Source organism: Methylomonas sp. 11b, assembly GCF_000515215.1.
In the GTDB taxonomy this organism is placed as follows: domain Bacteria; phylum Pseudomonadota; class Gammaproteobacteria; order Methylococcales; family Methylomonadaceae; genus Methylomonas.
The window spans coordinates 3,441,813-3,457,464 of sequence record NZ_KI911557.1 but is presented as its reverse complement, the minus strand read 5'-3'; the positions used below and the strand labels follow the sequence as shown (position 1 = coordinate 3,457,464).

14 protein-coding genes are annotated in these 15,652 nt (G+C 54.3%); all 14 read left to right on the top strand.

All coding sequences use genetic code 11. The features are described from left to right. Positions 1–4: 4 nt before the first annotated feature. The 14 genes from rsmH to ftsA are packed head-to-tail and all read left to right on the top strand — an operon-like array spanning position 5 to position 15,645. Positions 5–934, top strand: a complete 930-nt coding sequence (gene rsmH, locus METH11B_RS0116600; protein WP_026602983.1) for a 16S rRNA (cytosine(1402)-N(4))-methyltransferase RsmH — start codon at positions 5–7, stop codon at positions 932–934. After that, positions 934–1,206: a cell division protein FtsL gene (gene ftsL / locus METH11B_RS0116595; protein ID WP_020483757.1), complete on the top strand. Its 273-nt coding sequence runs from the start codon at positions 934–936 to the stop codon at positions 1,204–1,206. The genes rsmH and ftsL overlap by 1 nt, the downstream gene beginning before the upstream one ends. Continuing rightward, positions 1,207–2,934, top strand: a complete 1,728-nt coding sequence (locus METH11B_RS0116590; RefSeq protein WP_020483758.1) for a peptidoglycan D,D-transpeptidase FtsI family protein — start codon at positions 1,207–1,209, stop codon at positions 2,932–2,934. Further along, a complete protein-coding gene (locus METH11B_RS0116585; protein ID WP_026602982.1) occupies positions 2,931–4,382 on the top strand; it encodes a UDP-N-acetylmuramoyl-L-alanyl-D-glutamate--2,6-diaminopimelate ligase in 1,452 nt (483 codons plus the stop codon). Before METH11B_RS0116590 ends, METH11B_RS0116585 begins: the two co-directional genes overlap by 4 nt. After that, positions 4,379–5,743, top strand: a complete 1,365-nt coding sequence (locus METH11B_RS0116580; protein ID WP_026602981.1) for a UDP-N-acetylmuramoyl-tripeptide--D-alanyl-D-alanine ligase — start codon at positions 4,379–4,381, stop codon at positions 5,741–5,743. Before METH11B_RS0116585 ends, METH11B_RS0116580 begins: the two co-directional genes overlap by 4 nt. After that, positions 5,743–6,825 (top strand): phospho-N-acetylmuramoyl-pentapeptide-transferase, encoded by a 1,083-nt coding sequence (gene mraY, locus METH11B_RS0116575; RefSeq protein ID WP_026602980.1) that lies wholly within the window; start codon positions 5,743–5,745, stop codon positions 6,823–6,825. Before METH11B_RS0116580 ends, mraY begins: the two co-directional genes overlap by 1 nt. A 2-nt stretch (positions 6,826–6,827) precedes the next feature. After that, a complete protein-coding gene (gene murD / locus METH11B_RS0116570; protein ID WP_026602979.1) occupies positions 6,828–8,198 on the top strand; it encodes a UDP-N-acetylmuramoyl-L-alanine--D-glutamate ligase in 1,371 nt (456 codons plus the stop codon). Then, positions 8,192–9,358, top strand: a complete 1,167-nt coding sequence (ftsW, locus tag METH11B_RS0116565; RefSeq protein WP_026602978.1) for a putative lipid II flippase FtsW — start codon at positions 8,192–8,194, stop codon at positions 9,356–9,358. Before murD ends, ftsW begins: the two co-directional genes overlap by 7 nt. Then, positions 9,355–10,419 carry an undecaprenyldiphospho-muramoylpentapeptide beta-N-acetylglucosaminyltransferase gene (gene murG, locus METH11B_RS0116560; RefSeq protein ID WP_026602977.1) on the top strand — a complete coding sequence of 355 codons (1,065 nt, stop codon included), beginning with the start codon at positions 9,355–9,357 and terminating at the stop codon, positions 10,417–10,419. The genes ftsW and murG overlap by 4 nt, the downstream gene beginning before the upstream one ends. Beyond that, positions 10,416–11,843: a UDP-N-acetylmuramate--L-alanine ligase gene (gene murC, locus METH11B_RS0116555; RefSeq protein ID WP_026602976.1), complete on the top strand. Its 1,428-nt coding sequence runs from the start codon at positions 10,416–10,418 to the stop codon at positions 11,841–11,843. The genes murG and murC overlap by 4 nt, the downstream gene beginning before the upstream one ends. Beyond that, positions 11,843–12,721, top strand: coding sequence for a UDP-N-acetylmuramate dehydrogenase (murB, locus tag METH11B_RS0116550; RefSeq protein WP_026602975.1), 879 nt, complete (start codon positions 11,843–11,845; stop codon positions 12,719–12,721). The genes murC and murB overlap by 1 nt, the downstream gene beginning before the upstream one ends. Beyond that, positions 12,718–13,668, top strand: coding sequence for a D-alanine--D-alanine ligase (locus tag METH11B_RS0116545; RefSeq protein ID WP_026602974.1), 951 nt, complete (start codon positions 12,718–12,720; stop codon positions 13,666–13,668). Before murB ends, METH11B_RS0116545 begins: the two co-directional genes overlap by 4 nt. After that, on the top strand, positions 13,655–14,398 hold the full coding sequence (locus tag METH11B_RS0116540) for a cell division protein FtsQ/DivIB (protein ID WP_026602973.1): 744 nt from the start codon (positions 13,655–13,657) through the stop codon (positions 14,396–14,398). The genes METH11B_RS0116545 and METH11B_RS0116540 overlap by 14 nt, the downstream gene beginning before the upstream one ends. Positions 14,399–14,418: 20 nt before the next feature. Next, positions 14,419–15,645, top strand: a complete 1,227-nt coding sequence (gene ftsA, locus METH11B_RS0116535) for a cell division protein FtsA (RefSeq protein ID WP_020483769.1) — start codon at positions 14,419–14,421, stop codon at positions 15,643–15,645. Positions 15,646–15,652 lie beyond the last annotated feature (7 nt).

Sequence of the window (15,652 nt, the reverse complement as noted above, 5' to 3'; positions counted from 1 at the left end):
GGAGATGCCCGCCCATCAGACGGTTTTGTATGAAGAGGCCTTAGAGCAGCTCAACATAAAACCGGAAGGTATTTATCTGGACTGCACTTTCGGACGCGGAGGACATAGCAGCGGCATTCTGAAGTTACTGAATAGCTCCGGCAGATTACTGGCGCTTGACAGAGACATGGACGCCATCGCGAGCGACGAAGCCAAACGCCTTTCGGAAGACAGCCGTTTTAGTTTACATCACGCCAGCTTTGCCGATCTGAGCGCCGTCATTGAACAGCAAGGCTATACCGGCAAAGTCGACGGCATTCTGATGGATTTGGGCGTATCGTCCCCGCAACTGGACAATGCGGAACGCGGGTTCAGTTTTTTACGCGATGGTCCTTTAGACATGCGTATGGATAGCAATCACGGTCTATCGGCGGCGGATTATTTGGCACGAGTCGAGGAAAAAGAATTGGTTCGCGTGCTGTTTGAATATGGCGAAGAGCGCTTTGCCAGACGAATTGCCAACGCTGTTGTCAGCCAACGCCAACAGCAGCCGCTGCAGACCACTCTGCAATTGGCAAAATTGATCGAAAATAGCGTGCCGTTTCGCGACAAGCACAAACATCCTGCAACTCGCAGCTTCCAGGCAATCAGGATAGAGATTAATCAAGAACTCGAGCAGATTAAAACCGGATTGAAACAAGCAGCGAACGTATTGGCACCGGGCGGACGTTTAGTGGTGATCGCCTTCCATTCATTGGAAGACCGCATCGTCAAACGCTTCATTCGCGACCAAGCCGGCCCGAAAACCAATCCCGGCAAGCTGCCGATTAAAGAGCAGGACATCGAACAAGGCCAGTTACGCAAAATAGGAAAGTCGATACGGGCACAACAACAGGAATTGCAACAAAACCCACGCGCACGTAGCGCGGTAATGCGAGTTGCGGAGAAACGTTAATGGCGATTGCAAGAAATATCCTGCTGACATTGCTGGTGGCGATGCTGATGATCTCCGGAATTGCCGTGATTTACAGCAAATACCAATCGCGACTGCTGTTTATCGACATTCAGAAAAAAGAAAAAGAGCTCGACGACTACGAAGTGGAATGGGGTCGGCTACAACTGGAATTGACGACGCTCACCGAAGAAAACCGGGTTGAAATCGAAGCAAGGACACGGCTGATGCTGACTTTGCCGGCCCAAGACAAAATTATTTATATAAAGCCGTAAATGCGAATTGCCACCGGTGCGGGCACGATACCGCGCCAAAATACAGATTTTGTGATCCGGCGCAGATTGCTGCTTTCGGTGATGTTGTTGGCCATGTTGGCCTTGGTGGGCCGCGCGGTATACCTGCAAATTCTCGATAAAGAATTCCTGCAGGACAAAGGCGATATGCAGCACGTCGGCGTGGTGTCGGTTTCGGCTTATCGCGGGCAGATTAAGGATAGGAACGGCGAACCGCTGGCGATCAGCACTCCGGTGCAGTCAATTTGGGTCAACCCGCGGCAACTGCGAGATGCCGAACAGGACAAATTGACACCGATGGCAAAGATCCTTGGCTTTCCGGAAAAGGAACTTCGAGCCCTCTTGAAAAAGGAAAAAGACGCCAACAAGCGTTTCGTCTATTTGCGCAGACAGATTAACCCGGATATAGCCGAAAAAGTCAAAGCCCTGGAAATTACCGGTGTGTACTTCGAACGGGAGTTTAAGCGTTACTACCCGGCCGGTGCGGTATCAGGGCATTTATTGGGCTTTACCAATATCGACGACATCGGCCAGGAAGGCATAGAGCACGGCTACGAGCACATTCTGCGCGGCCAGCCCGGCAAAAAGCGCGTGATTAAGGACGGCAAAGGTCAGATCATCAAGGACGTGGAAAATATTGAAGAAGCCATCCCGGGCCGCGACCTGGTGTTGACTATCGACGAGCGTCTGCAATACCTGGCTTACCGGGAATTACAGAATGCAATGATTCAGAACAAAGCGCATTCGGCATCGCTGGTGGTGCTGGATGCCAAAAACGGCGATGTATTAGCGACTGTCAGCCAACCGGCTTTCAATCCCAATAATCGCAAAGAATTGAGCAGTAACCGCTACCGCAACCGGGCCATGGTGGACAGTTTTGAACCGGGCTCGACGGTCAAACCCTTTGTGGTGGCGGCGGCACTGGATGGCGGCTATATCAAGCCCAACGTAATGATAGAAACCCATGGTGTATATCACTTGGGCCGCAACGTGGTTAAGGATGTGCATAACTACGGCACGATGGATTTGACCCACGTGCTGCAAAAATCCAGCAATATCGCGGTCACGCAAATCGCGATGACCATGCCACCGGAGTATTTTTGGGGCGTATATAGCCGGTTAGGCTTTGGCACCTCCGCCGGCGTCGGTTTTCCGGGAGAAGCTAGCGGCTCCTTACTGGATTATCAAGGCTGGCATGAATTCGACCAGGCGATTTTATCGTTTGGTTACGGGGTTTCCACCTCGATTTTACAATTGGCCAGAGCCTATACCGCTTTGGCGGACGACGGCATCATTCATTCCGTGGCTTTACTGAAGCGCGACGAAGATCCTGACGCCCAACGGATTTTCAAACCCGAAACCGCTAGAAAGGTTCGGGAAATGCTGGAACACGTGATCAGCAAAGAGGGCACTGCGTATCAGGCCAGAGTCGAGGGTTATCGGGTAGCGGGTAAAACCGGTACCGTGAAAAAGGCCGGCGCCGGCGGTTACAGCGAAGACAAATATTTATCGGTATTTGTGGGCATGGCGCCGGCCAGCAATCCGCGCTTCATTATCGCAATTGTGGTCGACGAACCCACCACCGGCCAGTATTACGGCGGCCTGGTGGCGGCTCCGGCATTCTCTAAAGTGATGGCGGGTGCTCTAAGAGTTTACGGCGTTGAGCCTGACGGCATGGACAACATGCATTTGTTGTTGAGCAAACAATGAAACTGGCCGAATTGCTAAACGGACTGACAGTATCGCCACCGGATTTGGAGATTAGCGGCTTGTGTTTGGATAGCAGAAACATAAAGACTGGGGAGGCTTTTATTGCACTGAACGGCGCAATTCAGCATGGCATCGCACATGCGGAACAGGCCATTACCAACGGTGCGATAGTAGTGCTTTACGACCCAATCGGCGCCAATGTTGATAAGTTGAAAGTACCAAGTTTGCCGATAACCGACTTGCCCCAAAAGCTGGGCGAGATTGCTGCAAGATTTTACGGTAATCCATCGCAATTATTGGATGTGATCGGCGTGACCGGCACCAACGGCAAGACCACCTGCAGCCAATTAATCGCGCAGGCTTTGCCCGCGTGCGGCGTAATAGGCACATTGGGCTGGGGCGATGTTGGCAACTTGCAGCCAACCGCCAATACCACACCCGATGCACTGACGGTGCAGCAGATGCTGAGTGAGTTTGTAAAGCAAGATAAGCGTAACGCGGCCATGGAAGTTTCCTCGCACGGCTTGCACCAGGGCCGGGTTAACGGGGTCAGATTTAAAGGCGCGGTATTTACCAATTTGAGCCGGGACCACCTGGATTATCACGGCAGCATGGCGGAATACCTGCAAGCCAAACTGGCGTTGTTCAAGACACCGGGGCTGCAATTTGCGGTGGTCAATCTCGACGATCCGAGCAGCGCCGAGGTTTTGCAAAGCGTACCGAACGCCGTTGAGAGTTGGACTTTCAGCGCGACCGGCCGACGCGGTATTGCTAAGGAAGCCGTAAGCGCCGAACAAGTAAAACACAGCGCTGGCGGCATTGAATTCGATGTCGTCTGGCGTGAGCAAAAGTGCCGGGCTACAACATCGCTGGTTGGTGGCTTTAACCTGGATAACGTGCTGGCGGTGCTTTGTGTACTACTGGCGACCGGCAGCAAATTCGAAGCCGCCGTCGCGCAGTTGGCCAAATTAAGTGCCATTGCCGGCCGCATGGAAAAATTCGGCGGCCACGGCAAGCCTACGATATTTGTGGATTATGCGCATAGCCCGGACGCACTGGAAAAAGTGCTGAAAGCCGTCAAAGGCGCAAACCGGTTAAGAGTCGTGTTTGGCTGCGGCGGCGACCGTGACAAGGGCAAGCGCCCGCAGATGGGCCGGATTGCCGAAACCTGGGCGGATCAAGTTATCGTCACCGACGACAATCCGCGCGGTGAAGTACCAGCAGCAATTATTAAAGACATTTTGAGCGGCTGCCAAAGCCAAAAAATAACGGTAATTAACGATAGAACCACGGCCATAAACACAGTGATACGACAAGCAGACCCAGACGATTGCGTAGTGATAGCCGGCAAGGGCCATGAGGACTACCAAGAAATCGGCGGCGTGAAGCAGCCGTTCAGCGATAGCGCTGTCGTCATGCAAGCACTGGCGGCGTGGAGCAAGCCATGAAACTGCTACTTAGCGAAATCGCCCAAGCCGTCAACGGCAAACTGATAGGCGAAGACAGAGAAATTAGCGCGACGGGTATCGATACCCGCACCTTACCACCCGGCGCGCTGTATATCGCCATCAAAGGCAAGAATTTCGACGGCCACAGCTTTATCGATAAGGCTGAGCAAGCCGGCGCGGCAGCGCTGTTAATCGAACAGGCCTGCTCATCGGCGTTGCCGCAACTCATCGTCACCGATACCCATTTGGCATTGGCGGAACTGGCCGGTTTTTGGCGCAAGCAATTACCTGTCAGAGTAGCCGGCGTCACCGGCAGCAACGGCAAAACCACTGTTAAGGAGATGATTGCGGCGATTTTCGCCACCCAAGGCCACACGCTTTCGACTCAAGGCAATCTGAACAACGACATCGGCGTGCCGCTGACGCTCCTGAAACTGGACGATTCCCATCGCTACGCAGTGATTGAAATGGGCGCCAATCACCCCGGCGAAATTGCCTATACCAGCCGCTATGCGCAAGCCGATGTCAGCGTCATCACCAATATCGGTGCCGCCCATATCGAAGGTTTCGGCAGTATTGAAGGCGTCGCCGAAACCAAAAGCGAAATCTTCAAAAGCCTCGGTGAAAATGGCGTGGCGGTATTAAATCGCGACGACGCTTTTTACGATTTCTTACTAGCCGTGGCCGGCAGCCATCGAAGCGTATCCTTCGGCTTGAGCCCCGCGGCAGACATTACTGCTTTAAATATTGACACATCCTTAGACTCCCAAGGCTTTAACACCTATTTCGAATTAAAAACGGCGACTGACGTTTTACCAATCCGATTGCATCTGGCCGGCGCCCACAATGTGAAAAACGCCTTGGCTGCAGCGGCAGTTGCACTGCAATTCGGGATCAGCCTATCAGACATTAAACAAGCCCTGGAACAACTCCAGCCGGTTACCGGCCGCATGCAACCCTTATCGGGCCGTAAGGGCAATATCGTCATCGACGATACCTATAACGCCAACCCCAACTCCTTGAGAGCCGCGTTGGACGTACTGACCGATTGCGGCAGCGAAGCGTGGGTGGCCCTGGGCGCTTTCGGCGAACTCGGCCCGGACAGCCCGGCGATACACCGGGAAATGGGCGAATTAATCAAGGCAAAATCGGTGAAGCGTTTGTTTGCCACCGGTGCATTGGCAAAACATGCCGTTGAAGCCTTTGGCGACGGCGGCCAGTTTTTCGACGATCAGGAACAATTAATAGACACACTGACGACAGCCATCACAGGGAAGGAAACCCTATTGGTTAAAGGCTCGCGCGCCCAGAAAATGGAAAACGTGGTAGCGGCGATGGTCAACAATTTCAGAGCAGCCTAATGTTACTTTTACTCGCGGATTATTTAAGCAATATCGACAGCGGCTTCCGGGTGCTGCACTACCTGACCTTTCGCGCGATTTTGGGCGTACTGACGGCACTCAGTATTTCCTTGATGGTCGGCCCGGCCATGATCGAAAAATTGACCCGAAAAAAAATCGGCCAAAGCGTGCGCGACGACGGTCCGCAAAGCCATTTTTCCAAATCAGGCACACCCACCATGGGCGGTGCGATGATTTTGTTCGCGGTAGCGATCAGCACCCTACTCTGCGCCGATCTCAGCAATCGTTATGTCTGGGTGGTGTTGTTGGTGACACTAGCCCACGGTGTAATTGGTTTTATCGACGACTATAAAAAAGTCCTGCTCGGCAATAGCGACGGCCTGTCCGCCCGCGCCAAATATTTCTGGCAATCGCTGGTAGCGCTGAGCGCCGCCTTATACCTTTACAACACCGCCCAGGTCGCCGCGGAAACCCAGTTTATCGTGCCGTTTTTCAAAAACGTCACCGTGGACATCGGCTGGGGCTACGTAGTGCTGACCTATTTCGTCATTGTCGGCTCCAGTAACGCGGTCAATCTGACCGACGGCCTGGACGGCCTGGCCATCATGCCGACCGTGATGATCGCCGCCGCCTTGGCGATTTTTGCGTATTTATCCGGTCACGTTAATTTCTCGCAGTATCTGGCTATCCCGCACATCCCCAAAGCCGGCGAGCTGGTGGTATTTTGCGCGGCCCTGGTCGGTTCCGGCTTGGGCTTTTTGTGGTTTAACACCTATCCGGCCATGGTTTTCATGGGCGACGTCGGCGCGCTGGCCCTGGGCGCTGCGCTGGGTATCGTCGCAGTTCTGGTTAGACAGGAAATCGTCTTGGTGATCATGGGCGGCATTTTTGTGATGGAAACCATCTCGGTGATCATCCAGGTCGCCTCTTTCAAAACCCGCAAAAAGCGGGTGTTTTTGATGGCCCCCATTCATCATCATTACGAATTAAAAGGTTGGCCGGAGCCGCGCATCATCGTCCGATTCTGGATTATCTCGGTCATCCTGGTGTTGATCGGTCTGGCCACGTTGAAACTGAGATAAGCATGAACACCACCGCCCTACTCAGTAATCTGGAAACCCATTTCAACTTAAATCCGGATAGCGCTCGCCTATTGATCGTAGGTCTGGGCGCTACCGGCTATTCAGCTGCGCAATTTTTGCAAAAGACGCCGATTAAATTCGCGGTGATTGACAGCCGAAAAAACCCGCCGCTGATCGACAATCTACGCGAACAGATGCCGGACGTGCCGGTGTTTTCCGGCGGTTTCGACCAATCCGCGCTGGATGTCGCCACTCACTTGCTGGTCAGCCCTGGCGTGTCTTTACACGAAGCGGCCATCCAAAAAGCCGTACAGGCGGGCGTTACCGTACTCAGCGACATCGACTTATTCGCTTGCGCCACTGATAAACCTGTTATCGCCATCACCGGCTCCAACGGTAAAAGCACCGTTACCACCATGCTGGGCGAAATGGCTAACGCCGCCGGCGTCAAAACTGCCATTGGCGGCAACCTCGGCACACCGGCTCTGGATTTGCTGCAACAAGACGCCGAACTTTACGTATTGGAACTCTCCAGCTTCCAGCTGGAGCGCACCAAAGCGTTAAACGCCAAAGTCGCCACCGTATTAAACGTCAGTCCGGATCATCTGGATCGCCATGACGGCATGGCGGGCTATGCGGCGGAAAAGCAGCGTGTATTCCGGGGCGACGGCGTGATGATCTTGAATGCCGACGACCCGATGGTCATGGCCATGCGCGATCCCGCCCGGCAAACATTGACTTTTTCCACGCAAACTCAAGCCGACTTTTATCTGCGCCGCGGCGAAACCGATACTTTGATGCAAGGCGAACAAGCCCTAATGGCGGCAAGCAAATTGCGCCTGGAAGGTAGCCATAACATCGCCAATGCGTTGGCAGCGCTGGCTCTGGGCACGGCTGCCGGCCTAAGCATCACCAAAATGTGCGATGCGCTCAGACAATTCAAAGGCTTGCCGCACCGCATGCAAAAAGTCGCGGAAAAAGGCGGCATCAATTGGGTTAACGATTCCAAAGCCACCAACATCGGCGCCTGTATCGCAGCCCTAAACGGCTACGAGCATAAAGTGATTTTAATTGCCGGCGGCGAAACCAAAGGCGCGGACATGAGCGAACTCGTACCGGTCGTCACCGAAAAAACCAAAGCCGTGGTGCTGATAGGCAAAGATGCACCATTGATTGCACAGGCTTTGAATAACTGTGTGCCTGTCCATTTCGCCGGCAATATGAAAGAAGCAGTCACCATCGCCGCCAGTTTGGCCAGCGCAGGCGACAGCGTACTGCTATCACCGGCCTGCGCCAGCCTGGATCAATACCGCAGCTATGTTGACCGCGGCAACAAATTCGCCGAAGCAGTGATGAGCCTGCCTTTATGTTGAAACCCACCACCAAGCCCCGCGCGCAAAACCGCCTGCACATCGACCCGGTGTTGATGTTGGCGTGCTTCAGCCTGCTTGGCATCGGTTTCATGCTGGTCACCTCGTCCTCTCTGCATTTGGGCGTCAAAATGGCCGATGACATTTCGCACTATCCGTTCAAGCAATTGATACATATTGCGTTCGGCTTGGGCTTTTCCGCGATCATTTTGAACATCCCGATGCAAAGCTGGGAAAGAATGGGCCAAACCCTGTTTATCGCCGGCCTGGCTTTGTTATTGGTGGTATTGATTCCCGGTGTAGGCATCCGGGTTAACGGCAGTATCCGCTGGCTATCCATTCTGGGTTTGCGGATCCAGGTATCGGAAGTCGTGAAATTCATCTCGGTGATTTACATGGCCGGTTACGTCACCCGCCACTCGGAACATGTCCGCCGCTCCGCATTCGGCTTGGTCAAACCGTTGATGCTGTTTTCGGTCGCTTGCGTACTGTTATTGCTCGAGCCTGACTTCGGCTCCGCAGTGGTCATTCTGATCATTGCCATGGGCATGATGTTCCTGGGCGGTGCCCGTATTTCCCAGTTCATTATCTTATTGGGCCTGGTCGCTAGCTTGGCGACGATATTGGTCATTGAGTCGCCCTATCGATTGGCGCGGGTCACCAGCTTTATGGACCCCTGGGCCGACGCCAGAGATACCGGCTTTCAGCTAACCCAGGCCTTGATTTCTTTCGGTCGCGGCGAATTTTTCGGCGTTGGCTTGGGGAACGGCTTGCAAAAACTGTTTTATCTGCCGGAAGCGCACACCGATTTCCTGTTTTCTGTGCTCGGTGAAGAACTCGGCCTGCTCGGCGTGCTGCTGATCATCGGCCTGTTCGCCGCCTTGGTGGTCCGCGCCTTTGCGATTGGCGAACAAGCCGAACAAGCCGGCCTGAAATTTTCTGCCTTGGCGGCATACGGCCTGGGCATTTGGTTTGGTTTCCAATCCTTCGTCAACATGGGCGTGAATATGGGCATGCTGCCCACCAAAGGCCTGACCTTGCCGCTGATGAGCTACGGCGGCGGCAGTATGATCGTCATGTGCGGCGCGATGGCGGTATTGTTTAGGATTCATTACGAAGTCACCGAACACAATAAAAGCAATGTGAAGGGGAAACACGCATGAGCGGCCGCATCGTCATCATGGCAGGCGGCACCGGCGGACACGTGTTTCCGGCACTGGCAGTTGCGCAGGAGATGCGCGAACGCGGCTGGCAAGTCAGCTGGCTGGGTACCGAGAAAGGCTTGGAAAGCCGGGTAGTGCCCGCCAACAATATCGACATAGACTGGCTGGCGGTAGCCGGTATGCGCGGCAAGGGCTTGCTGTCCAAACTGGGCGCCGGTATTAAATTGATTCAAGCCTGCCTGCAAGCACGACGCATACTGAAGCAACGCCAACCTAACGTGGTATTGGGCATGGGCGGTTTTGTGGCCGGACCGGGCGGATTGATGGCCAAATGGCTGGGCATCCCGCTGGTGATACACGAACAAAACCGGATACCGGGCACCACCAACCGTTTGTTGGTGAAACTCGCTGCCAGCAAAGTATTGGAAGCGTTTCCGGATAGCTTCGCCAAGTCGGTACACGCCATCTGCACCGGCAATCCGTTGAGAGATGCGTTCATTGACCTGCCTGAAAAATCCGAATGGCATCCACAAGCCGGACGCAATTTAAGGATTCTGACCTTGGGCGGTAGCCAGGGCGCTAAAGTCCTGAACGACACTGTGCCGGAGGCCTTGGCCGGATTGAGCAATCTTGACGTAAAACACCAGACCGGCAGCGCCATGCAAACTGAAGTGGCCGAGCGTTACCGCAAACTGGGTCTGAACGCCGAAGCCTTGGCCTTTATCGAGGATATGGCCGCCACCTACCAATGGGCCGACTTGATTATTTGTCGGGCCGGTGCGATGACGGTCAGTGAAGTGGCGGCCTGCGGCTTGCCGGCGATTTTCGTGCCCTTGCTGCACGCCATCGACGATCACCAGTCCGCCAACGCCAAATATTTAACAGAAGCCGGTGCCGCATTGTTGCTGCCGCAACCCGAATTAAACGCGGACAATCTGCGTAAAACCATAGAACAAGCCATGACATCATTAACATCCATGAGCCGGGCCGCCAAAGCCAAGGCCAGACTCGCCGCCACTCAGACTGTGGCCGATATTTGCGTTGCGGAGGCCGCCGTATGAACCGCCCCAACATCGAAAACCAAGCGCTAGGCGACATCGACAAAATCCATTTTGTCGGTATCGGCGGCACCGGCATGAGCGGCATCGCCGAAGTTCTCTCCAATCTAGGTTACACCGTGTCCGGGTCGGATATTAAAGGCTCGGCGGTTACTGATCGCCTGCAGGCCATGGGTGTGAAGGTCTACTTTGGCCACCACGCCGACAATGTCATTGATGTCGATGTGGTCGTGACTTCCACCGCCGTCGATAGAACCAATCCGGAAATCGTCACCGCCTACGAAAATCGCATTCCGGTGATTCCGCGCGCGGAAATGCTGGCCGAATTGATGCGCTTTCGTTTCGGCATCGCCGTCGCCGGTACTCACGGCAAGACTACCACCACCAGCCTCACCACCATGATGCTGGCAGAGGGCGGCCTGGACCCCACTTTTGTAATCGGCGGTCGCTTGAACAGCGCTGGCGCCAACGCTAAATTGGGCTTGGGTAAATATCTGGTCGCCGAAGCGGACGAAAGCGATGCGTCGTTTTTGTATTTGCAACCGATGATGGCGATTGTCACCAACATCGATCAAGACCACATGGAAACCTACGGCGGCAGTTATAGCCGTTTGAAGGATACTTTCATCAAGTTTCTGCACCAATTACCTTTCTATGGCTTGGCGGTTTTATGCAGCGACGACCCCGGCGTCTGCGCCATTTTGCCAAACATTTCCAAACCGGTGAAAACCTACGGCGTCAATGAAGACGCGGATGTGCGCGCCATCGACATCAAACAGGATGGTTTGCGCACGCATTTCACCGTGTTGCGTTGGGGCGGACAACCACCGCTGAAAGTCACGCTAAATCTACCCGGCTGGCACAACATGCTGAACGCCTTGGCGGCCACGACTATCGCCACCGCATTAGGGGTAGACGATGCCGCTATCGTCAAAAGTCTGGCCGAATTCAAAGGCGTGGGCAGACGTTTTCAAATCAACGGAGATGTGGATTTCCAAGGCGGCAAGCTGACATTGGTCGACGATTACGGCCACCATCCACGTGAACTGGCCGCCACGCTGGAAGCCTTGCGCCAAGCCTGGCCGAGCCGGCGTAAAGTCGTCGTGTTTCAACCGCATCGCTACACCCGCACCCGCGACCTGTTTGAAGATTTCGTCGAAGTGTTGTCCAGCGTCGATGTATTGATTTTGTTGGATGTGTACTCGGCTGGCGAAACACCGATTACCGGGGCCGACGGCAAAGCGCTGAGCCGCTCAATTCGGGTGCGCGGCCAAGTTGATCCGGTATTCGTGCAAAACCGTGAAGACTTGGCCACCATTCTGGCCGGCATCGTCGAAAAAGACGACGTGGTATTGACCATGGGCGCCGGCAATGTCGGCCAGATCGCTGCTGAATTGCCGCAACAATTGGCTGAGGCCCTGAGGTAATGGTGACCAGAGGCACTTTATTAAACAACGAGCCGCTGGCGAAATACACCAGCTGGCGCGTCGGCGGTCCAGCCCAACACCTGTACATTCCGGAAAACAAAGCCGACCTGATCGAATTTATCGCCAGCCTACCCGCTGGCGAGCCGCTGTATTGGATGGGCTTAGGTAGTAACTTATTGGTGCGCGACGGCGGCATTCGCGGCACGGTAATCAACACCCGTGGCCGTCTGAAAGAAATGTATCTGGCCGACTCCGAACGAGTTTACGTAGAAGCCGGCGTACCTTGCGCCCATGTCGCCCGCTTTTGCGCGGATTTAGGCCTGACCGGCGCCGAATTTTTAGCCGGTATCCCCGGCACGATGGGCGGTGCATTGAAAATGAATGCCGGCGCCTTTGGCGGCGAAACCTGGAGCATTGTGGAACGGGTGGAAATGATCAACCCGCGCGGCGCAGTGACCGAACGCGACCATCACGAATTTGAAGTGGCCTACCGTTCGGTAAAAGGTTTGGCCGACGAATGGTTTTTATCTGCTCAGCTGAAATTGAGCAAAGGCAACAGCGAGGCCAGCCAGCAACATATCAAAGCCTTGCTGGAAAAACGCAACGCCTCGCAACCGACCAACAAACCGACTTGCGGCTCGGTATTCAAGAACCCGCCCGGCGATTACGCGGCACGCCTGATCGAAGCCTGCGGCCTGAAGGGCTTTGCAATAGGCGGCGCGGTGGTGTCGGAAAAGCATGCCAATTTTATCGAGAATCGCGGCAACGCCAGCTCTGAAGATATAGAGACCTTGATCGAACATATTCAAACTCAAGTACAAACGCAATTCGGCATCAGTCTGCAAACTGAAGTCTGCCGGGTAGGTGATAAAGCATGAAGCCATTACGCATCAAAAATGCCGCCGATTTCGGCAAAGTCGCGGTCCTGCTGGGCGGTTCGGCCGCCGAGCGCGAAATATCCTTGAACAGCGGCAACGCAGTGTATCAGGCCCTGAAGGCGCAAGGCGTTGACGCGGTCGCGATAGACGTCACCGCTAGCCCAATCGATGCGTTGGCAGGCGTCAAAGCCGACAGAGTGTTCAATGTGATCCATGGTCGTGGCGGTGAAGACGGTGTCTTGCAGGCCGTCTTGCAAGTAATGGGTTTGCCGTATACCGGTTCCGGCGTGATGGCTTCGGCATTGAGTATGGACAAATTACGCACCAAGTTGTGCTGGCAAGGTCTGGGCTTGAGCACGCCGCTTTGGTTCATACTGAAAAACGAGACCGATATTGACGCCTGCATCGCCAAACTGGGATTTCCGGTGATCGTTAAACCAGCGCAGGAAGGGTCCAGCATCGGCATGAGCAAAGCCACCAACCGTGACGAACTGGTCGCCGCACTGCAATTGGCCAAGCAGTATCTATGCGACGTTTATGCCGAGCAGTGGGTGCAGGGTCAGGAATACACTGTCGGCGTGCTGGACGGCGAAGCGCTGCCGGCAATCAGATTGGAAACGCCGAATACCTTTTACGATTTCGATGCCAAGTATCGAGCTAACACCACGAAATACCACTGCCCCTGCGGCTTGAGTGCGGAGCGCGAACAACAATTACAAGCCTTGGCGGTACAAGCCTGTCAGGCATTGGACGTGAAAGGCTGGGCGCGTGTCGATGTATTTATCGACGCTAACGACCGGTCGCAACTGATCGAAGTGAATACCGTACCCGGCATGACCGACCACAGCCTAGTGCCGATGGCGGCCAAGGCGGTGGGGATTAGTTTCGAAGAATTGGTTTGGCGCATTTTGGAAACCAGCATGGCAGGTGCAGGTGAGCCGGTTTAGTGTGATCTTGATGACCGCGCTGTTGATCGGCGGCGGCTGGTGGGCTTGGCAGCAATTCGGCGCCAGCGCGCTGAGCAGCAAGCCGATCCGCTACGTCAAGATTGAAGGCGCGTTCCAATACACCAGCAAGGACAGACTGAAAGAAGTGTTGGCGCCGCAAATGAAACAAGGCTATTACCAGGCAGACATGAATGCAATTCATCAAGCGATTAAAGCCCTGCCCTTGGTAGATAAGGTCGATGTAAAGCGGGTGTGGCCGGATGCGGTGCATATAAAAATTACCGAGCAAAAGCCGGTGGTGCGCTGGGGCAAATCGGCACTGCTGAACAAACAGGGCGATTTGCTGGTACCGGACAATATCGACGAATTTAAAAATTTACCGCTGATTACCGGCCCGGACGGCCAGGAAAAGAAACTGTTGGAGATTATGAAAGGCGTCTACATCGTCTTGAAGGATAAATCGATGCAGCTCGCCGAGTTTCACGTCAACGAACGACGAGCCTGGCGGATCAAGTTAGCCAGCGGCATGGAAATGCAGTTGGGCAGAAAGGCGCCGCTGGAAAATATGCAGCGCTTTCTAAGAACCATGGATTTATTGGGTGAGGAACAGCTAGCCATGATAGCGAGCGTGGATACCCGATACCCGAACGGCTTTGCAGTGACCTGGAAACCGGAAGTCACCAATATCGATTGGAAAGCAATCGTGGAAAAAAACAAAAACCTGATTTAAACGCTTACCGAGCATAAACAATGGCCAAAAAGACAGATCGAAATTTATTAGTGGGGCTGGATATAGGCACGTCGAAAGTCGCTGCCATCGTCGGTGAATACCGAGGTGGCGACGAAATCGAAGTGATCGGTATCGGCACCGCACCGTCCAAGGGCCTGAAAAAAGGCATCGTGGTCAATCTGGAATCGACCGTGCATTCCATCCAACGGGCGATTGAGGAAGCCGAATTAATGGCGGGTTGCCAGATCAAATCGGTGTTTGCCGGTATCGCCGGCAGCCATATCAAAAGCCTGAATTCACACGGCATAGTGGCGATCAAGGAAAAGGAAGTCACCCAACACGACATCGATAGAGTAATCGATTCGGCGCGGGCGGTGGCGATTCCGGCCGATCAGAAGATCCTGCACATCCTGCCGCAGGAGTTTGTGATCGACCAACAGGAAGGCATCAAAGAGCCGATCGGCATGTCCGGCATTCGTTTGGAAGCCAAGGTGCACATGGTCACCAGCAGTGTCAGCGCCGAACAGAACATCGTCAAATGCATCCGCAAATGCGGACTGGATGTGGATGACATCGTGTTGGAACAACTGGCTTCCTGCGCGGCGGTTTTGACCGACGACGAGAAAGACTTGGGGGTGTGTCTGATCGACATCGGCGGCGGCACCACCGATATTGCGATTTTCTCGGAAGGTGCGATCAAGCATACAGCGGTGATTCCCATCGCCGGCGATCAAGTCACCAACGACATCGCCGTGGCGCTGAGGACGCCGACCAAAAACGCGGAGGAAATCAAACGCCAATACGCTTGCGCGTTGACGCAATTGGCCGATCCGCAACAAACCATCGCGGTCCCCAGCATCGGCGACCGTGAGCCGCGCAAGATCTCCGCGCAAAACCTGGCGGAAATTGTCGAGCCGCGTTACGAAGAATTAATGCTGCTGGTACAAGCAGAGTTAAGAAGAAGTGGGTATGAAGATTTAATTGCGGCCGGCATGGTAATTACCGGAGGCAGTTCGCAAGTAAGAGGATTGGTCGAGTTGGCGGAGGAAATATTCCATATGCCGGTTCGCATGGGTGTACCGCTGCATGTATCCGGCTTGACCGATGTAGCGGAAAACCCGATTTATTCGACCGCGGTGGGTTTGTTGCTGTATGGCAAGGATCATCACGGCCGGGCGTTAGGCATGAACGATGATGGCGCGGATCTGTTATCAAAAATCAAGAGCTGGTTTCAAGGAAATTTTTAATTTTTTG

Excerpts from the sequence above, each read along its gene's own strand:
- rsmH (WP_026602983.1), top strand. The coding sequence starts at position 5 with ATGCCCGCCCATCAGACGGTTTTGTATGAAGAGGCCTTAGAGCAGCTC.
- ftsL (WP_020483757.1), top strand. The coding sequence starts at position 934 with ATGGCGATTGCAAGAAATATCCTGCTGACATTGCTGGTGGCGATGCTG.
- METH11B_RS0116590 (WP_020483758.1), top strand. The coding sequence starts at position 1,207 with ATGCGAATTGCCACCGGTGCGGGCACGATACCGCGCCAAAATACAGAT.
- METH11B_RS0116585 (WP_026602982.1), top strand. The coding sequence starts at position 2,931 with ATGAAACTGGCCGAATTGCTAAACGGACTGACAGTATCGCCACCGGAT.
- METH11B_RS0116580 (WP_026602981.1), top strand. The coding sequence starts at position 4,379 with ATGAAACTGCTACTTAGCGAAATCGCCCAAGCCGTCAACGGCAAACTG.
- mraY (WP_026602980.1), top strand. The coding sequence starts at position 5,743 with ATGTTACTTTTACTCGCGGATTATTTAAGCAATATCGACAGCGGCTTC.
- murD (WP_026602979.1), top strand. The coding sequence starts at position 6,828 with ATGAACACCACCGCCCTACTCAGTAATCTGGAAACCCATTTCAACTTA.
- ftsW (WP_026602978.1), top strand. The coding sequence starts at position 8,192 with ATGTTGAAACCCACCACCAAGCCCCGCGCGCAAAACCGCCTGCACATC.
- murG (WP_026602977.1), top strand. The coding sequence starts at position 9,355 with ATGAGCGGCCGCATCGTCATCATGGCAGGCGGCACCGGCGGACACGTG.
- murC (WP_026602976.1), top strand. The coding sequence starts at position 10,416 with ATGAACCGCCCCAACATCGAAAACCAAGCGCTAGGCGACATCGACAAA.
- murB (WP_026602975.1), top strand. The coding sequence starts at position 11,843 with ATGGTGACCAGAGGCACTTTATTAAACAACGAGCCGCTGGCGAAATAC.
- METH11B_RS0116545 (WP_026602974.1), top strand. The coding sequence starts at position 12,718 with ATGAAGCCATTACGCATCAAAAATGCCGCCGATTTCGGCAAAGTCGCG.
- ftsA (WP_020483769.1), top strand. The coding sequence starts at position 14,419 with ATGGCCAAAAAGACAGATCGAAATTTATTAGTGGGGCTGGATATAGGC.